This window comes from Azospirillum sp. TSH20, from assembly GCF_003115935.1.
GTDB lineage: Bacteria > Pseudomonadota > Alphaproteobacteria > Azospirillales > Azospirillaceae > Azospirillum.
In genome coordinates this window covers 1-21790 of record NZ_LGQU01000093.1, presented here as the reverse complement: position 1 = coordinate 21790, position 21790 = coordinate 1, and the positions used below count along the sequence as shown (strand labels likewise).

Sequence of the window (21790 nt, the reverse complement as noted above, 5' to 3'; positions counted from 1 at the left end):
TTCCCTCACAGTGACCTACGCACCAACCCGAACTTCATAGAGCTGTTGATCGGCGCTCCCATGCGCGACGATCGGATAGTCCGCAGCCCTCATCAAAAGAATGAGTTGACGGCATCCCCCGCCGTGACACTCACAGAATTTCTGCCTTCGGCCCCCGCGCTAACAAAGATAGCCCGAATAAAATGGTGCGGCGGCCGCACTCGATGCCTACAGCGACGATCACACCACTGTTTGGCACGCATCTCTCTTGATCGCGGTCGCACGCTGATGCTGGCCGGAAAGGCACTGATGAATGCGATCCTCCGCCATGCTTTCGGGCATCGTCTGCCACCGTCCCTCTGGAGCGATCAGGCACCGGTGCGCGAGGAACTCTTCGGTTTGGACCGGCTCGAGCGGCATGCGGAGAGTCTCGCCGCCGCGCAGCCGGTGACACGCAAGCCGCTTGCCGTCCTGTCCCTGCACACCCGCCTCGCCGACAACGCCACGGTGCTGCTCGCCGCCTATCGGGCGAGTGCGGCGGAATTGGAGCGCGGTCGCAGCGTGGATCCCGCCGCGGAATGGCTGCTCGACAATTACCATGTTGTCGAAGAGCAGATTCGGGAAATCCACGTCGACTTGCCGCCGGGTTATTACCGTCAATTGCCAAAGCTCGCAGACGGTCCGTTCGCCGGGTATCCTCGGGTGTTTGGACTGGCCTGGGCCTTCGTTGCCCACACTGACAGCCACCTCGATCCCGCCATCCTGCGTCGTTTCATCACCGCCTATCAGCGGGTCCAGCCGCTGACCATCGGCGAGCTGTGGGCGGTCGCGATTACGCTTCGTATCGTCCTCATCGAGAACCTGCGCCGACTTGCCGATCAGATCACCGCCGGACGCGCTGCACGGGCAGACGCCGACGCGCTGGCCGACCGGCTTCTCGCGTCGGGGGACAGCCGTTCCGTCCTCGAAGCGGACATGGCCACGCGCTCCTCCGGTTCCTTGTCCGACGTGTTCGCCGCGGAACTGGCGAAGCGATTGCGGGACCAGGATCCGCGAACGACGCCGGCCCTCGGCTGGCTGGAGGAGCGGCTCAACCGTCAAGGCGCAACGGTCGACGGTGTGGTCCAGCACGCCCAGCAGAGGTTGGGGGCCTCCAACGTCACCGTGCGCAATGTCATCACCAGCATGCGGCTGATCTCCGACATCGACTGGGCGGACCTGTTCGAGAGCGTGAGCCTCGTCGACGAGCAACTGCGCGCGGCGAGCGGCTTCGCCGCCATGGATTTCCCCACGCGCAACCTCTACCGGAGCGCCATTGAGGAATTGGCCCGCGGTTCGTCATTCCCGGAACTCGCCATCGCCGGTCTGGCGCTGTCAGCATCACGTACAGCAGCGGCGGAAGCAACCAACGGTGCGGACGCCGCGCGTGTCGGCGACCCCGGCTACCATCTGATCGCGGAAGGGCGTGGCGCACTTGAGCGGCGCATCGGCTTTCGGCCACCGGCCCGACTGCGGATCAGCCGTTTCAGCGTTCGTTTGGGAATCGGCGGCTATGTCGGCGCGATCCTGTTCGTGACGGCGCTGTTGCTGGGTCTCGCGGTGTGGGCGGCTTGGCTTCCCGGTATGGACGGCTGGCTCGTCCTGTTCGCCCTTGCCGGCGTCCTGCCGGCTTCCGAAGTGGCGACGGCGCTGGTCAACCGCGTGGTCACCGCGCTGTTCGGAGCGATCACCCTGCCGGGGCTCGAACTGGCGGACGGCGTACCCCCGTCACGGCGCACGCTCGTCGCCGTTCCGACACTGCTGACCGGTGAGGTCGACCTCCTGGAGCAGATCGAGCGGCTGGAGGTTCACCACCTCGCCGGGGCCAGCGGCGAGCTTGTCTTCGCCCTGTTGTCGGATGGTCTCGACGCCGACCGGGAGGTGGTGGCTGACGACGACGCTCTCCTGGCGGTGGCCGCCGCGGCCATCGAGCGGCTGAATCTGCGCCATGGCCCCGGTCCTGACGGCGGAGACCGTTTTTTGCTGCTGCATCGCCGCCGGCTCTACAATGACGGCGAGGGCAAGTGGATGGGCTGGGAGCGCAAGCGCGGCAAGCTGCACGAACTCAACCGGCTGTTGCGCGGCGCCACCGACACCAGCTTCATGCCCGTTGCCGGTCGCGCGCCGCAGGTGCCGGCCGACGTGCGCTATGTCATCACGCTTGACGCCGACACGCGACTGCCGCGGGACGCCGCACTCCGGCTGGTCGGCAAGATGGGCCACCCGCTGAACCGGCCGACGTTCGACGCGGCCGGGCGGCGCGTCATCAACGGCTATGCCATTCTTCAGCCCCGTATCACGCCGTCGCTGTCGCTCGGCGGCGAGGGATCGCTCTATCAGCGGATCGTCTCCGGCCCCGGCGGCATCGACCCCTATGCGTCGGCCGTCTCCGACGTTTACCAGGATCTTTTCGGCGAGGGATCCTTCACCGGGAAGGGCATCTACGACGTCGACGCTTTCGAAGCGGCGCTGGACGGCCGGGTTCCGCACAATGCCCTGCTCAGCCACGACCTGTTCGAAGGTGTTTTCGCCCGCGCCGGTCTCGCTTCCGACATCGAACTCGTCGAGGAGTTCCCCTCTCGCTACAACGTCGCTGCCAAGCGTCAGCACCGCTGGACTCGTGGCGACTGGCAACTGCTCCCCTGGATCCTCGGCCATAGGACAGGTCCCCAGGCGGCTCCGCCGGTCGGTCGCTGGAAGATGCTGGATAACCTGCGCCGCTCGCTGCTGGCGCCGTTCACCCTGGCGACGCTGGCCGTGAGCTGGCTGCTGCCTCTGCCGTCCGCCTTGGTGGGAGTCCTGCTCGTGCTCGCCGTCAGCGCGGTTCCGGCTTTCCTGCCGGCGGTGTCCTCGGTGCTGCCGGGCCGGCCGGGTACCCGCCTCGGCAACCACGTCGGCTCGCTCATGCAGGATCTGCGGATGGCGGCGATGCGGACCGTGATGTCGGTTGCCTTCCTGGCCGACCAGGCGTGGCGGATGGGCGATGCCATCGCAAGGACATTGACCCGGCTGTTCGTCACGCACCGCCACCTTCTCGAATGGACGACGGCGGCGCAGACAGGCGGCCGGCCGCGGCTGGAACTCGGCGGCTTCTATCGCGACATGGCCGGTGGTACCGCGCTTGGGCTCGTCGTGGCGGCCGGTACCGTTGCCGTGACGCCATCTTCCTGGCCGCTGGCCCTGCCTTTCGCCCTGCTGTGGCTGACAGCCCCCGCGCTCGCCGCGTGGACCAGCCGGTTGCCGGCCATACTTCGGCGGGCGGCGTTCTCCGATCCGGATGCCCCCGCCCTGCGCCTTACCGCCCGGCGCACCTGGCGCTTTTTCGAGACGTTCGTCACACCGGCCGAGAACATGCTGCCGCCGGACAATTTCCAGGAGGACCCGAAGCCGGTGGTCGCCCACCGGACATCGCCGACCAACATCGGTCTCTACCTGCTCTCCACCGTCGCCGCCCGCGACTTCGGCTGGTCAGGAACGACGGAAACCATCGAGCGGCTGGAGGCGACGTTCGATTCCATGCGGAAGCTCTCCCGGTTCAGGGGGCATTTCTACAACTGGTATGGAACACAGGATCTGAGGGTGTTGGAACCGGCCTATGTCTCGTCGGTCGACAGCGGGAACCTTGCCGGTCATCTGATCGCGCTCGCGAACGCCTGCGAGGAATGGATGGACTGTGCTCCGGCGGCGGGCGCCCGGCTTGGCATGATGGATACCCTCGTCCTGGCGCGAGAGGCCGCAGACGCCCTGCCCACAGCGGGCGGTGCGCAAATACGCCGGCTTGGCGCCGTTCTTGACGAAATCGCCGCACAACTGAACGAAGGGCAATCCATCGAGGTCCAGTTGCCGTCGCTGAAGTGGCTGTCCGACAAGGCTGTTGAGGTGGCCCGTGACATCATCCCGGCGGGTGGGCCGTCGGCCGGTGGTGACGGTCCGGTGGATCTGATGTTCTGGATAGTGGCATTGCGGACCGCAGTGATCGAGCATGGCCGTGACCGGTTCCCCATCACCGGGACGCCGGACATGCTGAGGGGCCGGTTGCGTGCCCTCGCCGATACGGCACGCGCCATGGCGCTCGCGATGGATTTCTCCTTCCTTCTCGATCCCGAACGCAAACTGCTGTCGATCGGCTACGCTCTTCCCGACAACAGCCTGGATCCGAGCTGCTATGACCTGCTCGCCTCGGAAGCCCGGCTCGCCAGCCTGTTCGCCATCGCCAAGGGCGACGTCGCGACGCGGCACTGGTTCCGCCTCGGCCGTGCGGCGACACCGGTCGGCAACGGCTCTGCGCTGATCTCCTGGTCCGGCTCCATGTTCGAATATCTGATGCCGGCGCTGGTGATGCGCGCGCCGGTCGGCAGCCTTCTGGAGCAGACAAGCCGTCTGGTGGTGGAGCGTCAGCAAGCCTACGGCAGAACGCTGGGGGTGCCATGGGGCATCTCGGAATCCGCCTATAGCGCCCGCGACCTGGAGTTCACGTACCAGTACTCGAACTTCGGTGTTCCCGGCCTCGGCCTCAAGCGCGGCCTCTCCGAGAATCTCGTCATCGCGCCCTACGCCACCGGGCTGGCCGCAATGGTGGATCCGCACGGCGCACGGCTGAACTACGACCGCCTCGCCGCGATGGGCGCATGCGGATGCTATGGCTTCTACGACGCCCTCGACTTCACCCGCTCCAGGCTTCCCGAAGGCGCGGAGATGGCCATTGTGCGCAACGTCATGGCCCATCACCAGGGCATGACCATCGTCGCCATCGCCAACGCCCTGCAGGACGGCCGGATGCGCGACCGTTTCCACCGCGAACCCATGATCATGGCCAGCGAACTGCTGCTCCAGGAACGCATGCCGCGCGACGTCGTCGTCGGGCATCCTCGGGCCGAGGAGGTGAAGACCTCCGCAATGGGCGTCGCCATCGCATCGCCGACGGTGCGCCGCCTTACCGCGCCGCCCTCCACCGCAGCCCCGGTCACCCACCTGCTCTCCAACGGGCGCTACACGGTGATGCTGACCGCGGCGGGGGCGGGCTACAGCCTGTGGCGTGACATCGCCGTGACCCGTTGGCGCGAGGATGCCACCAGGGACGACTGGGGGACCTTCATTTTTCTGCGCGACACGCAGACCGGCGAGCTGTGGTCCGCCGGCGCGCAGCCAGTCGGGCGTGCGGCGGACCATGCCGAGGTGGTGTTCGCCGAGGATCACGTCGAATTCATCCGCCATGACGGGACCTTGACCACCACCATGGACGTTCTGGTCTCCGGCGAGGCCGACGGGGAAGTCCGCCGCGTCTCGCTGACCAATGGCGGGCGGCGACCGCGCGTGATCGAAGTGACGTCCTATGCCGAGTTGGTCCTGACCACGCCGGCCGCCGACGCCGCCCATCCGGCTTTCGCCAAGATGTTCGTGCAGACCGAGTTTCACGGCGAGTTCGGCGCGCTGGTCGCCACCCGCCGCCCGCGCTCGCCACGCGAGCCGCCGGTCTGGGCCGCCCACTTCGCCGTCGTCGACGGCGGGATCGCGGCCGATCTAGAATACGAGACCGACCGGGCCCGTTTCATCGGGCGTGGCCACACCGTCGGGACGACCGCCGCGATCACCGACGGCCAGCCGCTGTCGAACAGCCTCGGGACGGTTCTCGACCCGATTTTCGCGATCAGGCAGCGCGTGACGATCCCGCCCGGAGGGGTCGCGCGGGTTGCCTTCTGGACCTTGGTCGCGTCGTCTCAGGCAGCGCTTCTTGACCTTGTCGATCAGCATGCCGACCGGAATGCCTTCGACCGGGCGAAAACCTTGGCATGGACGCAGGCCCAGGTCCAGCTTCGCCACTTGGCCATCGGGGCAGACGAGGCCGCCGACTTCCAGCGCTTGGCGGCGCCGATCCTGTACGCCGATGCCCGCTTCCGGGCTTCCTCCGCCACCATCGCCGGTGGCGCGGGAGCCCAGTCGGGCCTGTGGCCCCACGCGATTTCTGGGGATCTGCCCATCGTCATGCTGCGCATCGACGACGTCGAGGACATCGCCCAGGTCCGCCAGTTGCTGCGTGCCCACGAATACTGGCGCATGAAGCGTCTGGCCGTCGATCTGGTGATCGTCAACGAGCGCGCTTCATCCTATGTTCAGGATCTTCAGGTTGCCATCGAGACTGCGGTGCGCAGCAGCCAGTCGCGGCCACGGTTCGGCGAGGAACCGGCGCAAGGCTCGGTCTACGCGTTGCGTGCCGACTTGATGCGTGCCGATGCACGCGCCCTGCTCCATTCGGTCGCCCGTGTCGTGCTGATTGCCCGGCGCGGCTCCATCGCCGAACAGATCGCCCGCCTGCAGCGGCAATCGTTCCCATCGGCACCCATCGACACCCCCGTATCGCTCCAACCCGCGGCCCAGCCCATGTCGGACCAGGTGCCGGTGCCGGGATCCCTCGAATTTTTCAACGGTCTGGGCGGCTTCGACAAGGACGGGCAAGAGTATGTGGTCGTCCTCGACGCCGGCCGCATGACGCCCGCTCCCTGGATCAACGTGATCGCCAACCCCGATTTCGGCTTCCAGGTGGCGGCGGAGGGCGGCGGTTTCACCTGGGCAGGGAACAGCCGGGAGAACCAGCTCACGCCGTGGTCCAACGATCCGGTCGGCAATCCGGCCGGGGAAGCGATCTATCTCCGCGATGAGGTGAGCGGTGACCTGTGGAGCGCCACCGTGCAGCCGATCCGCAACGGTGGGACCTATACCGCCCGCCATGGTCGCGGGTACAGCCGCTTCGAACATCGGGCGCACGGCATCGCGCTTGAGCTTCTGCAATTTGTGCCGCTGGCCGATCCGATCAAGATTTCCCGCCTGACCCTGCGCAACCATTCGCCCGGTCCGCGCACGCTGTCCGTCACCGCCTATGCGGAGTGGGTGCTCGGCACGGCACGTGGCGCTTCGGCTCCGTTCATCGCAACGGAGATCGACGCGGCCACTGGAGCCATGCTGGCCCGCAACCGCTGGAGCCCAACCTTCGGCGAACGCGTCGCCTTCGCCGATCTCGACGGCCGGCAGACGGCGTGGACGGCCGACCGTACCGAGTTCCTCGGCCGCAACGGCGGCCCCTCGGCGCCAGCGGCGCTCGTCGGGCGGTCACCGCTGTCCGGGGCGACCGGCGCTGGTCTCGATCCCTGCACGGCCTTGCAGGGCGTCGTCGAGTTGAAGGCCGGCGAGACGGTCGAAATCGTCTGGTTCCTCGGACAATGCGCCTCGGCGGAGGCGGCCCGCGAGCTTATTGCGCGCTACCGCGACGCCGATCTCGACGCCGCTCTCGAAGCGGTCGCCGATCACTGGACTTCCGTGCTCGGCGCCGTTCAGGTCAAGACGCCGGACCGGGCGATGGACATTATGCTGAACGGTTGGTTGCTCTACCAGACGCTGGCCTGCCGCATTTGGGCGCGTTCGGCCTTCTATCAGGCGAGCGGCGCCTACGGCTTCCGGGACCAGCTGCAGGACGGCATGGCGCTGAGCTTCGCCATGCCGAATGAGGCGCGGCGCCATCTGCTGCGCGCCGCCGGCCGGCAGTTCGTCGAAGGCGACGTCCAGCACTGGTGGCTGCCCCAGTCCGGGCAAGGGGTACGAACGCGGATCTCGGACGATCGCGTGTGGCTCGCCTTCGCCACCGCCACCTACATCGCCAGTTCGGGTGACGCCACGATCCTGGAGGAGAGCGTGCCGTTCCTCGACGGTCCGCCCTTGCGCCCCGGCGAGCACGACGCCTTCTTCCAGCCGGCGACTGCCGACGAGTGCGCCTCGCTGTTCGAGCACTGCGCCCGCGGCCTCGACCAAAGCCTCGTCCTGACCGGCGAGCACGGGCTGCCGCTCATCGGCACCGGCGACTGGAACGACGGCATGAACCGCGTCGGTCAGGACGGCAAGGGCGAAAGCGTCTGGCTTGGCTGGCTGCAGCTCCACGCCATCGCGCTGTTCGCGCCGCTGGCGGATAGTCGCGACGCCGACCGTGCCCGCCGCTGGCGTGACCATGCCGAGGCGTTGCGCCAGTCGCTGGAGCGCGAGGCTTGGGATGGCGCGTGGTACCGCCGGGCGACATTCGACGACGGCACATGGCTTGGATCCGCCGCGTGTGAGGAGTGCCGCATCGACTCCATCGCCCAATCCTGGGCTGTGCTCTCGGGTGCCGCCGATCCCGAGCGCGCCGCGACGGCGATGGCGTCGCTGGAAAGACTGCTGATCCGACCCGACGACGGCCTGGCGCTGCTGTTCACGCCGCCGTTTGATGGGACGACGTCCGATCCCGGCTACATCCGCGGCTATCCGCCGGGTCTGCGCGAGAATGGCGGGCAATATAGCCATGCCGCCATGTGGGCGATACTGGCGTTCGCCAAGCTGGGTGACGGCAGCAGGGCGGCCGCCCTGTTCGACTTGCTCAATCCGATCAACCACGCCCGCACGCCGGCCGAGGCCGAGCGCTACAAGGTCGAACCCTACGTTGTTGCCGCCGATGTCTATTCGGTGGCGCCACATGAAGGGCGCGGCGGTTGGAGCTGGTATACGGGTGCGGCGGGGTGGATGTACCGTGCCGGCACAGAGGGCATCCTCGGCATCCGCCGCGAGGGCGCATTCCTGGTCGTCGATCCGTGTCTTCCGGCTCCCTGGACAGGCTTCGAAGCCACGGTAACCGTGGAGTCGACCCACTACCACATCCGTGTGGAGGCGGCTTCGCACGGTGATCGCGACGCATCGAACGCGGTCCTCGACGGCTCCCGTTTCGACCGGACCGGCGAAGCGGTCCATCTGCCGCTCGATGGCGGGAGGCATACGCTGGTCCTGTCGCTGCGGGATCGTCATGGGAAGCGGAGGTGGCAAACTGTAGATTGCAGCGGATAGGCCGTTCCTCAACAGAAGGTTTAGGATCGGGAATGGCGCCGAAGGGCGACGGCCGGGGAAATATAGTCAAGGGAACGGGACGAGCTTTCCGAGCGCTTCGTCCCACAGCCAGAGACAGCCTCCAGCCAACGCCCCTCCCAGGGTGAGAGCTGGCGCTTCCTGGAGTGCCTGAATATGCCGGTGGCATTGCGGCAGATGATAGTTGGGAATGCGGGGATTCAAATGGTGGATGTGGTGGAAACCGATGTTGCCGGTGAACCATTGGAGTATGGCGGGAAGACGCAGGTAGGAACTTCCCCGTAAGGCCGCGAGCTGTGGCTCCCATTGCTCCTGCCGAACCCACAGCGTGTGCTCGAACCGGTGTTGGACCGAGAACAGCCAGACGCCGGCTATGGCGGCGAGGATCGTAATGGGCAGTTGCACTAGCAGCACCGTGCCGAAGCCGAGCCAGGCCGCGAGTGCCAGCAGGAGAGCGGCGATCATCAGGTTGGTCTTATGGACGGACAGCTGCTCCTGCCGCCAATCGGACGGCGTGTCGAAGGGGAAGCGGTACAGTACGAGGAAGACCAGCGGCGGCAGCAGGATCAGCGCCACCACCGAATGGCGGAGCAGGCGATGGAAAAGACGCTCGCGACGGCCGAGCGCGTTGTATTCGTCCAGCGTCAGACAGGATGAGTAGATGTCGTATCCACTGTTCCGCCGGTCGAGATTGTTCCAGTTGGCATGATGACCAGCATGCTGGCGCCGCCAGTTGGCATAGGGAGTCAAGGTCATGACACTGCACAGTGTGCCGATGGCATCGTTGGCCCGCCGTGACCGGAAGAAGGCCCCGTGCCCGCAATCGTGTTGGATGATGAAAATGCGAACCAGGAAGCCGGCGGCCGGAACGGCAAGTAGCAGCGTGACGGCGTAGCTGATGTTGAGGCTGAGGACCATGAGCGCCCAACACCCGATAAAGGGCAGGACCGACGTTGCCAGTTGGACGAGGCTGCGGACGAGGCTTGGTGTCTGGTAGGGGCGAAGCCGTTCGCGCAAAAGCGCTTGTCCACCATCGTCGATGGCGACTTCGTTGTGCGGTGGCAATGTCGCACCCGTGTCATCCTGAGTCATAAGCCCTCTCCTCGAAGAAGGTATTGGAAACCGGTGCCGACTTTTCGGGATGGCGTATGGGGCCTCACCCGTGACTTCGGCATTGGTACTCGATCTCGTTTGCCGATGAACTGTCCACCCGCGTCCAGATCTCGCTCCGCCCGAAGATCGGTAATCCTATATAGGCACGAACTCTCAATGACTCATCCGACAGGACGGAGACACTGCCACTGTAGGTCTTGCCATCCTGAGGATTGTAAATGGACCCGTCCCAGCGGTTGGGGCCGGCGGGGGTCAGACCGGTTATGACGACGAGGCCGCAGATGCGCTGCGCTTGTTTGGCTGGATCCGGGTTCTTCTGATCCAGGCGAGGCGAGCTGCTCCGATCCGTGGCGTTCCGCAGCCAGATAATCCGACCGCAGAATCGATTGGCACAGCGGGTGATCCTAAGGACTGCATCCTTGTCTGCGGTCAGCCAGACACCTTGCAAGTCGGCTGCCGAAGCCGTCCCCGGCAGCCGGACAAGCGCCAAGCACCCGATGGCTATCACCGCGGACCTGAGCATTGCCTTTTTGCACAACGCAGGATCCTCCCGATTTCCCGGCTCCGGTTAATATTGTGAACGATCAACCGAAGCGCTATGGCGGACGTCCACCATCCTTTCAGCGATACGCTTTTGGTTGCGGGGATGGGTTGGTCGGGGGCAGGTCGCGCCAGCGCTTAACGCGCCGTTTAAGGCAGCGGCTTGACGGTACGAGCGGCCAGCATCGCGAAACTTCCCCGGTAGGGGAAGCTGGTCGGCGGAGGTGAGACGGCCGCCATCGAAGTCAGCAATAACCGACTTGCCGGTAACCGGTGACAAGATGGGAAGAACCCCGGCACTCTCAGCCGAGCCGGGGGTGAACTTAATTGATCCGTTGTGAGACTCGGTCGTCGAAGGCTATATACTGTTTGGGCAGGGAGAGGCCGACCGGCGGATAATTCTTCACCAGCATTGCGCCTTCCGGTGTTCCGTCGCTGATCCACAAATCCTCGTAGTGGTTATAGAACAGCCTGTCTCCCACTGCGGTCAGGACCTCCAAGCGCCCGGCCCTTGGGTCCTCGCAAATGCTGCCATCCAGCTTGACCGTGCCCTCGTCCGTCCCGTCACTGATCCAAAGCTGGCCATAGCCGCCGGTCCCGTCCCAGGCGGTCAGGAACAGCCGGTCGCCGACCGCCGTCAGATGCGTGGGCAGGATCGGCAGGGGAACCGGGGGGGCGAAGCTGCCGGGGAAGAAATCCTTGACCAGTTCCGTCCCGGCCGCCGTGCCATCCGACCGCCACAGTGCCCTGCCATGGTCGCCGTTTTCGAATCCGGCCGTCTGGCGCTGAGCCGTAACCGTGAAATTGCGGGATATCGTTCGCGTCGTTTCTCTTTCCTCGGCCGGCGCCTACACTGATGCAACTGCCGAGGACACGAGCTTTGGACCAAGGCGCCATCGCTGACGGGATCTGGAAACAACCGATCTCCGTCGTGCTCGAAAACCTGGATGCGACGCCCGCCGGGCTGGGACGAACCGAGGCGGAGACCCGCCGGCGCAGATACGGTCTGAACCAGCCGCTGGCGCGCCGCCGCCGGCCACTCTGGCTGCAATTCCTGACACGCTTCCTCAATCCCCTGGTGCTGATCCTGCTGTTCGCCAGCGGCCTGTCGGCAGCCACCGGGAACATCACCAGCTTCGTCATCGTGATCGTCATGGTCGTGCTCAGCGTCACCCTGGACTTCGTCCAGGAGATGCGGGCCGAGAACGCCGTGGAGGCGCTGCGCCGCACCGTCGCCGTGCATGTGCAGGTGCGCCGGGACGGTGTGGAGGTATCGGAGCCGGTGGATCAACTGGTTCCAGGCGACGTGGTCCGTCTGGCCGCCGGCGATCTGGTTCCGGCCGACTGCCGCCTCCTCGAAGCGCGCGACCTGTTTGTCAACCAGGCCATGTTGACCGGGGAGCCCTACCCGGCGGAAAAGCGCATCGATGCCGTCGCGATCCCGGCCGAAGATGCGGAGAAGGCGCTCGACACCATATTCATGGGGACCTCGGTCATCAGCGGCAGCGCCACCGCCCTGGTCTGCCGGACCGGCGACGCGACAGCGTTCGGTCAGTTGAGCGGCACCCTGCAGGCGCCTTCCCCTCCCACCGCCTTCGAACTGGGCATCCGCCAGTTCGGTTTCCTCATACTGCGCCTGACGATCTTCCTGGTGTTGTTCGTGCTGGCGGTGAATGTGCTGTTCCACCGTCCCTGGCTGGAGTCCCTGATGTTCGCCCTGGCCCTGGCGGTCGGGCTGACGCCGGAACTGCTGCCGATGATCGTCACCGTCACGCTGGCGCGCGGTGCGATGCGGCTGGCGGAGCGCCGTGTCATCGTCAAACGGCTGGCGGCCATGCACAACATCGGCGCCATGGACGTGCTGTGCACCGACAAGACCGGGACGCTGACGGAGGCGACGATCCGGATGGTCAGGCACCTGGATTTCCGTGGTGCGGAGAGCGAGCGCGTCTTTCGGCTGGCCTACCTGAACAGCCATTTTGAAAGCGGCATCAAGAGCCCGCTGGACGAGGCCATCATCGCCTTCCGCACCCTCGACGTGACCGGCTGGCAGAAAATCGACGAGGTGCCCTTCGATTTCGAACGGCGGCGCGTCTCGGTTCTCGTTAGCGATGGCACCGAGCGGCTGCTGGTGGTCAAGGGGGCGCCGGAAGACGTTCTGCGGCAGTCCACCCATTACGAAGGCGAAGGGGGCGTCGAGAGGCCGCTCGACCCGGCGGCGCGGGCAGAACTGGATGCCCTGTTCCAGAAACTGGGAGAGGATGGGTTCCGGGTGCTGGCAATCGCCTCCAAGGCGATGGGACGGGATCATACCTCAGCCGCGCTGGGAGATGAAAGCGAACTGGCCTTCGCCGGCTATGCGGTTTTCCTCGATCCCCCCAAGGCGAGCGCCATGGCGGCGATCAGCGATCTGACCGGGGCCGGGGTGGCCGTGCGCCTTCTGACCGGCGACAACGAGCGGGTGACGCGTCACGTCTGCGCCGAACTCGGTCTCCCCGTCGTCGGCCTGATCACCGGCGACGATCTGCGGGCGATGAGCGAAGAGGCGTTGCGGGCCCGCCTCCCCAAGGTCAACGTGTTCTGCCGGGTGACGCCGGCTCAGAAGGAACGTGTGCTTTTGGCGTACAAGCGCTCCGGCCGGGTGGTGGGTTTCCTGGGCGACGGGATCAACGACGCCTCCGCCCTCCATGCCGCCGACGTCGGCATCTCGGTCGACAGCGCCGCCGACGTTGCAAAGGAGGCAGCCGGCCTGATCCTGCTCGACCACGATCTGTCGGTGGTGCATGAGGCGGTGATGGAGGGGCGCCGGACGGTGCAGAACGTCACCAAATACATCCTGATGGGAAGCAGTTCGAATTTCGGCAACATGTTCAGCATGGCGGGTGCGTCGCTGTTCCTGCCCTTCCTGCCGATGCTGCCGACCCAGGTGCTGCTCAACAACCTGCTCTACGATGCGTCGGAGGCCGGCGTTCCGCTCGACAACGTGGAGGCGGAGGCGTTGGCCCTGCCGGCGCAGTGGGATCTGCGGCTGATCCAGCGCTTCATGCTGGTGCTGGGCCCAGTCAGCTCCCTGTTCGATTTCCTGACCTTCTACGCCTTGCTTCACCTGTTCAACGCCGATGAGGCGCTGTTCCAGACCGGATGGTTCGTAGAGAGCCTTGCCACCCAGGTGCTGGTCATCTTCGTGATCCGCACCCGCCGCAGCCCCTGGCTCAGCCGACCCAACGCAATTCTGGCCGGGTTGTCGCTGGGAGCTGCCGCCGTCGGCGCGCTGCTACCGCTGACGCCGCTGGCATCCTTCTTCGGCTTCGTGGTACCTCCAGCCTCCTTCTATCTGTTCCTGGTGGCCGCCGTCGTCACCTATCTGGTCCTCGTGGAGATCATCAAGCGGGTGTTCTTCCACTACATCGCTCCACGACAGTAATGCGGAACTCGGGGCGTCGGCGGACTCCATCCTGAGAAGTTGGCGTTCAGGCGACCCTGCGGGAGACTGGCCTCCCGAGGCCGGCCATGATGTTGAAATGGACTCCCCATCAGCGGGCATAGCCATTGCTTTTGTCCAACTGTAAATCGATGGCCAAAAGCTTATGCTCTACGGAGAATCTGATCAAAGGGAGCGGCGTATGTCCAAAAAGTTGCTGAACGACCGTCGTGTCCTCATCGTTGAGGACGAGTTCCTCGTCACCGTCGTTCTAGAGGCGGCGGTCCAGGAGGCAGGCGCCAGTGTGGTTCGGCTTGCCGCTTCGACCGTGGATGCTCTTGCGTTGATTGAAGCCGAACCCTTCGATGTTGCGCTTCTGGACGCCCGATTGGATGAAGAACCGGTCGTTGACGTTGCCGACGCTTTGGACAAACGAGGCATCCCATTCGTTTTCCACTCCGGATATGGTCCGGAACATCTCCCAAGCAGCCATCGTCATCGCCCCCTGCTTCGTAAGCCATCGCTTTCATCCAGTGTCGTCCAGGCACTGTACGAGGCGATGAATTAACTGGAACAGAGTGGAGGACAAACGGCAGTCACCCGCTCATCGTCGAGCCGGACACCAGGATGGCGGCATCGAAATCTTCCCGTTCGATCAGCGCCAGGGCATCCGCCACGCAGCCGGCCATGCCGACGATGGCGGCTCCCGCATCCAGCGGGATTTCCTCCAACGCCATGGCGATCAGCAATTCGTCTTCGACGATCATGATCCGGCAGCCTTCCAGATGCTTTCCGGTCATCAGGCATTCTCAAGGGAGGCGAGGCCTTCGTCGTCGCTCCTCGTCTGGGCGACCGGTACGGTGAACGTCGCCTGGAGGCCGGTCGAATCGTAATCCACCATGACATCGCCGCGCAGTTCGTAGCGGATTTGCTGGGTGATCAGCTTGGAGCCGAAGCCATGATGGGTGGGAGGCGACACCGGGGGGCCGTCCGTCTCGCGCCAATGTACAAGCAGCGCCGCATCGGCATCCCTTTGCCCGAATTCCCAGGTCACGACGACCCGCCCTTCCGCCACGGACAACGCGCCGTATTTCAGCGCGTTGGTCACCAACTCGTGGATCACCATGCCGAGCGCCAACGCGGCCTTGGGCCGGAGTTGAACGGCAGGCCCATCAACGGCAAAGCGTCCTTCGCTGGTGGCATAAGGCTTCACTTCATTGAGCACGACGTCGCTGAGGGGAATGTTCCCCCAACGATCACGGGTCAGCAGATCGTAGGTGCTGGCGACCGCCTGCAGGCGCCCGAGAAACGCCGTGCATTCCGGTGCTTCGGCAATTGCCTTCAGCGTCTGCTGGGCCAAGGCGGTGACAACGGCCAGCATGTTCTTGACGCGGTGGTCGAGTTCACCGATGAGCTGGCGCTGCTGCTCCTCGGCCTCCTTGAGCGACGTCACGTCCACAAAGGTCAACAACAGGCCTTCCAAATCGTTGCGGGCTTTCCGGTAAGGCAGGATGCGCATCATGTAGTGTCTGGTCCCGTCCCTTGACCGAACCGCCTTTTCCACGGTCGCCGGGTCGGTAAGCGCATGTCTCAGATCCGAATCCAGATCGACCTGATCGAGATGGCTGACGATATCGGTCAGCGGACGACCGCGGTCGGTCGCGATCAGATTGAAAATCTGCGTGATCGCCGGCGTGAAACTCCGGATCAGCAGGGATCGGTCCAGGAAGATGATCCCGATCTGGGTGCTGTTGAACAGATTCTGGAGATCGCTGTTGGACTGATCCAGCTCCTCGACCTTGCTGTTGAGTTCTATGTTGACAGCGTGAAGCTCCTCATTGACGGATTGCGTTTCCTCTTTGGCTGTTTCCAGCTCCTCATTGGTCGATTGCAGTTCCTCGTTGACCGAGATGAGTTCCTCGTTGGCGGACTTCAGTTCCTCCAATGAGGTTTCATACTCTTCGATCGTGCTCTGGAGACGCTCCTTGGTATCGCGAAGTTCACGTTCCAGCTGCTCCACCGCACCGGGATCCTGGCCCCAGTGACGCTCCTTGCCGTAGATTTCCTCCGCAGGACTTGGATCTCCGACATCGGAAAACAGGACCAGGAAGAAGGGTTCCCCGTCGCGGTCGAACGGCTCGATCGTCAGATCGAGCATTTGGACACGATCGTCCACCTCCACCGCCAGGTGCTTGCGGGTTACCGGCTTGTGGGTCTGCATCGCCTCGTGCAGGGCGCCGCGAAGATCGAGCCGAAGTCCCTTGCGGGCCATCGCCAGAAGCTGGCGGTTCGGGGCGCCGGGCGGCGCCTGAAGGTACTTGCCGGTGTTGGCGGAATAATAGACCACCTCACTGTTCTGGTTGACGACGACATGGGCCGGAGCGAAACGCTCCAGCACGCGCGCCTCCACATGCCCACGCAGATTGGCGGCGTTGGACTGGATCGAGCGGGGGGTCTCGGCCGATCCGCGAGGCGTGCGGCCGCCATGCTCCGCCATGGCGAAGGGAATGGTCACGGAAACCGCATCCTGCCGGCGGAACAGGCGATGTTTTTTGTCTATGGGCACGAACAGCGTCTGATGTTGCCCGATGGTCTCGGCCACGCCGAGGAAAAGATAGCCGCTGGGGCGCAATGCATAGTGGAACATTGGGATCACCTGATCCTGAAGTCCCATCCCCAGGTAAATGAGCAGATTGCGGCACGAAATCAGGTCGATGCGTGAAAATGGCGGGTCACGGACGACGCTGTGCGACGAAAAGATGCACAGGTCGCGCACCTCCTTGCGAACGAGATAGCTGGTGCCGTCCTCAGTGAAATGGCGTTTGAGCCGGTCCGCCCGCACATCCCGCACCAGATTGGCGGGATAGCGCCCGGTGCGTGCCACTTCCAGGGCATGCTCGTCGATGTCGGTGGCGAAGACCTGGATCTTCGGCACGCTGTGGAGGGTTTCTGCATATTCGGACAGCAGCATGGCGATGGAGTACACCTCCTCGCCGGTGGCGCAGCCCGGCACCCAGACGCGCACCGCATCGCCGACGCTTTTCCCGGCGAACAGATGCGGGATGACGAGTTCCTCCAGCGCCCGGAAGGTCTCGCCGTCGCGGAAGAAGGTGGTGACACCGATCAGCAGATCGCGAAACAGTGCCGCGGCTTCGGTACGGTCCTCACGCAGGTGTTCGACATAGCTGTCGATGTCCGTCAGCCGCAGGGCCTGCATCCTGCGTTGGACACGGCGCAGGAAAGTGTTGTGCTTGTAGCCCTGGAAATCGTGCCCGATCTGATTGCGCAGAATGGTGGTGATGCTTCTGCGTGCCGATTCCAGCCGCGCATCCTCTTGAACATCCTTCTCACCCGTCAGATCGCCCAGCGACGTGGCGGTTCGCGCGTAGTCCACCAGCGTCGCCGCCATCGTTTCGACCGGCGCGACAAGGTCGACGACGCCGGTGGCGATGGCGCTGTTCGGCATGCCGTCATGGCGGGGAATTCCGTCATGCCCCTGGGCGATGGTGAAGCCGCCCCGTTCCTTGATCGCCTTGACGCCCAGGGTGCCGTCGCTGCCGCCGCCCGACAGGATGATGCCCACCGCTCTTTCACCGCAGTCGCTGGCGAGCGAGCTGAGGAAGAGGTCGATGGGGTTGCGCTCGCGGCGGGAGGCGCTGTCCGGCCGGACATGCAGCCGGCCGCTGTCGATGGTCAGCAGGGTTCCTGGCTGCAGGGTGTAGATGCGGTTTGGCTCGACCAAATCCCCGTCGCAGGCCTGATGCGCCGGCGTGGGCGTGCATCGGCCGATGATGTCGGCCAGCAGGCTTTCGTGTTCCGGTGACAGATGCGTCACGACCACGAAGGCCATGCCGCTGTCGGCAGGAACGGCGCCGAACAGCCCCTCCAAGGCCTCCACCCCGCCAGCGGATGCGCCGATCCCGACGATTGGGAAGGATGCCTTGTCGCTCATGCTGCTGCCCTTCCACAGATCCTGACGATCCGGATCGATGTCGTTTGAGGATGCCGGGGATGGCGCTCTTGTCGGCGATGAGCTTTTCTACAGTTCAACTGGAGCAACCCCCTCGGGACGATGGCCGGCCGTCCCTGGTGGCGTTCTTCCTCACAGTCGATGCCAAATTCTGACGCGGACGGTCAACTCACTCTCTAGCACCTTCCTTTGGTTGGGCACCACCGTCATCGTCCCAGTTGCGAAGCAGAGTGCTACGCTCCCGCTGGAGTAGACGCTCATCGCCGATCCTTGCGGTCACCGGTGGCACGGACGCGGTTTCAATGAACATTTTCCCGTTCAGGAAATGGACTGACGACGAACGATGTTTCAGTTGTACGGTTTGCATGATGACACCTCCTCTGCGGTAAAGTTCGGTGCGGAACGGCTTTCCGCGATAGACGGAGCATTGCTCCGCCCGGTCCTCGCAACAATGTTCATCCGGGCAGGAGAGTTCCGTTTCCCGCCGGTTCCAGGAGCCGGTCCAGTTCATCGGGGTCGATGAGCACCGTCTGCTCCATGGCCATTCCGCGATTGGAATGCGGAAGACGGAGCCAGGTCGCGCTGCGCCGATACACAGGGAAGGAGAGCGAGTCGATCAACTCCTCGTCGGTCTCCACGATGTAGCTTCCCGCCGGTTGCACCCCGTCGACGCCGCTCAAGGCAAAAGGATGGGCGAACGTTACGGTCCTGCTGGTGGTGCGGGTGAATGCGGTGGTCATCGAAGGGTGCTCCCATTCATGTCCGGCGGATTTCCTTGAAAGCAGCTGTCTATCCGCCCGAACTGGAGAACAGCAGCCCGGCAAGAAAGCCGACTGAGACGCCAAGTGTCAGATAAGCCATGTTCTTCCATTTCGGCGCGGACAAAGCCCAGGCGGCACGCTCTGAAACCATCCACTCCGACAACGTCCCGTGCGTGAGCGACATGGCGATCTCCTTCCGGATATTTGCTTCAAAATATGGTGCCGCCAAATTTTATTACAATGGGGGTGGTCGAATAATTACATTGATGCTTATTTGATTCGGACTGCCGCCAGCCTCCGCTGGACAGGATCCTCTACCTAGATGATTCTTGAGCGTCCCTTGGGCCGCCTTCTCACCATTTGGTGCGATGGAGCAACGACTTGCATGCCAAGCACGCGGCAAAAACCTGCCATACGCGGCCCTGACCGATGTGAGCCACGGCTCAAAAAAACATGGAACGGACCGCCTCGACCGACTGCCAGACGGTGATCGCCGTGGCGATGAGAACGGTGGCGGCTATCGCCAACGACACTGCCAGCAACACCCCGTCCTCTTCCAGATAGGCCAAGGCGATCAGCATGATCGTCACCGCCGGGACGACATTGCTCAGCGGAATGGGAACGAAGAAGACGCCTGCCAGCACGAGGACGACCAATCCGACCACGCGCGTCGTCGTCTCGAACGGCATTTTCCAGCGTGGGCGTATGACCGTCTCCATGCGCCTCAACACCGGCACGGTACGATCGACCATGCGGACCAGGCGCTGTGTCGAGAAACGCCGCGACATGATCGTCCTGGGAAAGGCCGGCGTTTCCCGCGCGAGGATCATCTGGAACGCGGGAATGGTCAGCAGCAGCCCGACGACCGGCGATGTTCCCGGAGTCAGCCCGATCAGTGCCAGCAACAGCAGGACGACGCCGAAGGAGCGCTTGTGCAGCCTGTCCAGCAGCCAGCCGAATGTAACGCCCTCGGCCGGAGCTTCTGCGAGCAGGCCACGCAAAACCTCGGATGTCGGGATATGCGGAGGCAAGGCCGAGGTCATGACCGCATCGCTCCGGCCGTTTCGGTGGGGCGACACCTGCCTGTCATGCCGGGATCGACACCGTAACGGTCGTGCCGGCGCCGGACCCGACGGTCAGACCGCCTTTGACCTGCTCGGCCAGCAACTCCATCAAGGTGAGGCCGAGCGAGCCCGTGCGTCGTTCATCGGCCATGCCGATGCCATCGTCACTGATGCTCATGCGCAGGACTTCGTACGAGATTTCCCGGAACGAGACGGCGATGCGGCCGGATCGCCCGTCCGGGAAAGCGTATTTCAGCGCATTGATCATCGCCTCGTTGGCGATGAGGGCCAGCGGGATGGCCCGATCCGGTTTCAGGAACACCTCGTCGGCGTCGACATCCAGCACCACCCGCAAACTCTGTGCAGGCTCGAAGGACATCAGCAGGTCGCGGCACAGCATCCGCAGATATCCCCCGAATTCGATCTCCTGCAGCCCCTGCGTCCGGTAGAGCGTCTCGTGGATCTCGGCCATGCGGTCCAGCCTTTCCACGGCGCTGTGCAGCGCCTCCTGCACGGCCGGCTCCCGGCCATGTGTGAGGTCCAACTGGATGCGCAGGAAGGACGAGGCCATCTGGAGGGTGTTTTTGACGCGGTGGTTCACCTCCTTCATCAGGTTGTCCTTGTCGCGCAGCAGCAGGTCCTTGTCGGCAAGGGTGTTGCGCAGCACACGCTCCACCTCGGTGCGGCGCTCAACTTCGGCGGCAAGTTGGCGATTGAGTTCATCCAGCCGCCCGGTACGCACCGCGACACGGTGATCGAGTTCTTCGTTGAGTTGGCGCAATCCGTCTTCCGCCGCCTTGCGCTCGGTGATGTCGACAAAGGACACGAAATGGTGGCGGATACGGTCTTCTTCGAAAACGGGTGCGACATGCTGGAGCACCCATAGCGGCTTTCCGTCCCTCCGATAGAGCCGGACCTGGCGCACGATGGCCTCGCCGGCGCGTAGGGCAAGGCCAATGGCGTGCGCCACCTCCGGGTCGGTGCCGGAGCCTGACAGCAGATGATAGTTCTTGCCCAGAATCTCTTCGCGCGCATAGCCGCTGAGCCTGGTGAATGCGGCATTGGCGAAGACGATCGGGATATCCGGCAGGGTGGGATCGGCGATCAGCATGGGCATCAGGGTCGATTCCGCGGCCACCACGAAGGGGCCACCGCGCGCGGCCTCCATCCTGACCATTCTCTCTGCATCCTGTTGGTCGCGGGGATTATCGGGCATGCAGCGCTCCTTCGTCCGATCCATTATTTGAAAAGGATATAGCCGCTGAACGCAGCCTTCCCAGGCGAAGAAGTGGCGGAGTCCATTCGCCAATTTGGCGCCAATTGGCAAAATATATTGATTGATCCATGGCAAAAAACTCCCGAACTTCTTGCGTATGAAAAATATAGCTTTGCGAATACCAAAAGAACATCTCCTTTATATTCGGCAATTTATAGTTCTTAATTTCAGATTATATTTTCAAAGCCATTGATATTTTGCGGTGCGACATAATATAGGATTAAGTCATCGAGGTAGAGCACAGCGCTCCCTTTCAGCTCTCGCACCCCAAACAGTTATGGAGACGTCATGGACGACGGCACTCATCCCACATCCACCATTCGCCCGACCATTCGCAGTGCCAGCGACGAAGCCGCGGCGGGTAACGACGCGCCGAAGGGCGCCGGCATCCGCAGCGCCAGCGAGGAGCACATGGTGAAACCTGCCCGCGAGCTTGGTCAGCAGCCGAGGCCCTGGCCGCCGAGGCTGCCCGGCGCTTCAGGCAACCAGGGCTTTCCGGAAACCGTCCGGACCGCCGGCCAGAGATTTGACCGTGCTCTCAAAGACAGTCTCGACGAGGGTGGCGGTCAGGCCACGGCACTCGGCGGTGCCCTGATGGCAGGCTATGGAACGGCCATTTCAGAAGCGGTCACCTTCATGGGCCAAGCCGCGGAACGCCAGAACGTGTCAATCGGCTTCCAAAAACCAGCCAGCATCGGCGTCCAATATCCAGCCACGCCTGAGGTTGCAGAACCCGTTGTCCAGGGTGTC

12 protein-coding genes are annotated in these 21790 nt (G+C 64.1%); 4 read left to right on the top strand and 8 right to left on the bottom strand.

The window, feature by feature from the left end; all coding sequences use genetic code 11:
• The first annotated feature begins 288 nt into the window (after positions 1-288).
• Positions 289-8877, top strand: a complete 8589-nt coding sequence (locus TSH20_RS23580) for a glucoamylase family protein (protein WP_109156586.1) — start codon at positions 289-291, stop codon at positions 8875-8877.
• A gap of 66 nt (positions 8878-8943) precedes the next feature.
• On the opposite strand, the gene TSH20_RS23575 is transcribed toward TSH20_RS23580, so the two are convergent.
• Both TSH20_RS23575 and TSH20_RS35775 read right to left on the bottom strand, forming a co-directional pair.
• On the bottom strand, positions 8944-9987 hold the full coding sequence (locus TSH20_RS23575; protein WP_109156585.1) for a fatty acid desaturase: 1044 nt from the start codon (positions 9985-9987) through the stop codon (positions 8944-8946).
• Positions 9988-10871: 884 nt separating this feature from the next.
• Complete coding sequence (locus tag TSH20_RS35775) at positions 10872-11048, bottom strand: hypothetical protein (protein WP_247871414.1); 177 nt, start codon at positions 11046-11048, stop codon at positions 10872-10874.
• Between the two features lie 356 nt (positions 11049-11404).
• Here TSH20_RS35775 and mgtA point away from each other — a divergent pair, with 356 nt between their 5' ends.
• Together mgtA and TSH20_RS23555 are read left to right on the top strand one after the other, a co-directional pair.
• On the top strand, positions 11405-13972 hold the full coding sequence (gene mgtA, locus TSH20_RS23560; protein WP_169055247.1) for a magnesium-translocating P-type ATPase: 2568 nt from the start codon (positions 11405-11407) through the stop codon (positions 13970-13972).
• 199 nt (positions 13973-14171) lie between these two features.
• The gene (locus TSH20_RS23555; RefSeq protein ID WP_109156583.1) at positions 14172-14537 is read left to right on the top strand and encodes a response regulator; all 366 of its coding nucleotides are present in this window, start codon (positions 14172-14174) and stop codon (positions 14535-14537) included.
• Between the two features lie 28 nt (positions 14538-14565).
• Here the strand turns inward: TSH20_RS23555 and TSH20_RS23550 are convergent, their stop codons facing one another.
• The 6 genes from TSH20_RS23550 to TSH20_RS23530 form a co-directional block, all read right to left on the bottom strand.
• Positions 14566-14769, bottom strand: a complete 204-nt coding sequence (locus tag TSH20_RS23550; protein WP_109156582.1) for a response regulator — start codon at positions 14767-14769, stop codon at positions 14566-14568.
• Positions 14769-17921 (bottom strand): chemotaxis protein CheB, encoded by a 3153-nt coding sequence (locus tag TSH20_RS23545; protein ID WP_109156581.1) that lies wholly within the window; start codon positions 17919-17921, stop codon positions 14769-14771. The genes TSH20_RS23550 and TSH20_RS23545 overlap by 1 nt, the downstream gene beginning before the upstream one ends.
• Before the next feature lie 473 nt (positions 17922-18394).
• Positions 18395-18679 (bottom strand): hypothetical protein, encoded by a 285-nt coding sequence (locus TSH20_RS23540; RefSeq protein ID WP_109049766.1) that lies wholly within the window; start codon positions 18677-18679, stop codon positions 18395-18397.
• A gap of 49 nt (positions 18680-18728) precedes the next feature.
• A complete protein-coding gene (locus TSH20_RS35060; protein WP_158279295.1) occupies positions 18729-18884 on the bottom strand; it encodes a hypothetical protein in 156 nt (51 codons plus the stop codon).
• A 259-nt stretch (positions 18885-19143) separates the two neighbouring features.
• The gene (locus tag TSH20_RS23535) at positions 19144-19743 is read right to left on the bottom strand and encodes an exopolysaccharide biosynthesis protein (RefSeq protein ID WP_247871412.1); all 600 of its coding nucleotides are present in this window, start codon (positions 19741-19743) and stop codon (positions 19144-19146) included.
• Between the two features lie 43 nt (positions 19744-19786).
• Positions 19787-20980: a sensor histidine kinase gene (locus tag TSH20_RS23530; RefSeq protein ID WP_247871411.1), complete on the bottom strand. Its 1194-nt coding sequence runs from the start codon at positions 20978-20980 to the stop codon at positions 19787-19789.
• 348 nt (positions 20981-21328) lie between these two features.
• Here TSH20_RS23530 and TSH20_RS23525 point away from each other — a divergent pair.
• A partial coding sequence (locus TSH20_RS23525; protein ID WP_247874521.1) for a hypothetical protein occupies positions 21329-21790 on the top strand: 462 nt, incomplete at its 3' end.

Excerpts from the sequence above, each read along its gene's own strand:
- TSH20_RS23580 (WP_109156586.1), top strand. The coding sequence starts at position 289 with ATGAATGCGATCCTCCGCCATGCTTTCGGGCATCGTCTGCCACCGTCC.
- TSH20_RS23575 (WP_109156585.1), bottom strand. The coding sequence starts at position 9,987 with ATGACTCAGGATGACACGGGTGCGACATTGCCACCGCACAACGAAGTC.
- mgtA (WP_169055247.1), top strand. The coding sequence starts at position 11,405 with ATGCAACTGCCGAGGACACGAGCTTTGGACCAAGGCGCCATCGCTGAC.
- TSH20_RS23555 (WP_109156583.1), top strand. The coding sequence starts at position 14,172 with ATGTCCAAAAAGTTGCTGAACGACCGTCGTGTCCTCATCGTTGAGGAC.
- TSH20_RS23550 (WP_109156582.1), bottom strand. The coding sequence starts at position 14,769 with ATGACCGGAAAGCATCTGGAAGGCTGCCGGATCATGATCGTCGAAGAC.
- TSH20_RS23545 (WP_109156581.1), bottom strand. The coding sequence starts at position 17,921 with ATGAGCGACAAGGCATCCTTCCCAATCGTCGGGATCGGCGCATCCGCT.
- TSH20_RS23540 (WP_109049766.1), bottom strand. The coding sequence starts at position 18,679 with ATGACCACCGCATTCACCCGCACCACCAGCAGGACCGTAACGTTCGCC.
- TSH20_RS35060 (WP_158279295.1), bottom strand. The coding sequence starts at position 18,884 with ATGTCGCTCACGCACGGGACGTTGTCGGAGTGGATGGTTTCAGAGCGT.
- TSH20_RS23535 (WP_247871412.1), bottom strand. The coding sequence starts at position 19,743 with ATGACCTCGGCCTTGCCTCCGCATATCCCGACATCCGAGGTTTTGCGT.
- TSH20_RS23530 (WP_247871411.1), bottom strand. The coding sequence starts at position 20,980 with ATGCCCGATAATCCCCGCGACCAACAGGATGCAGAGAGAATGGTCAGG.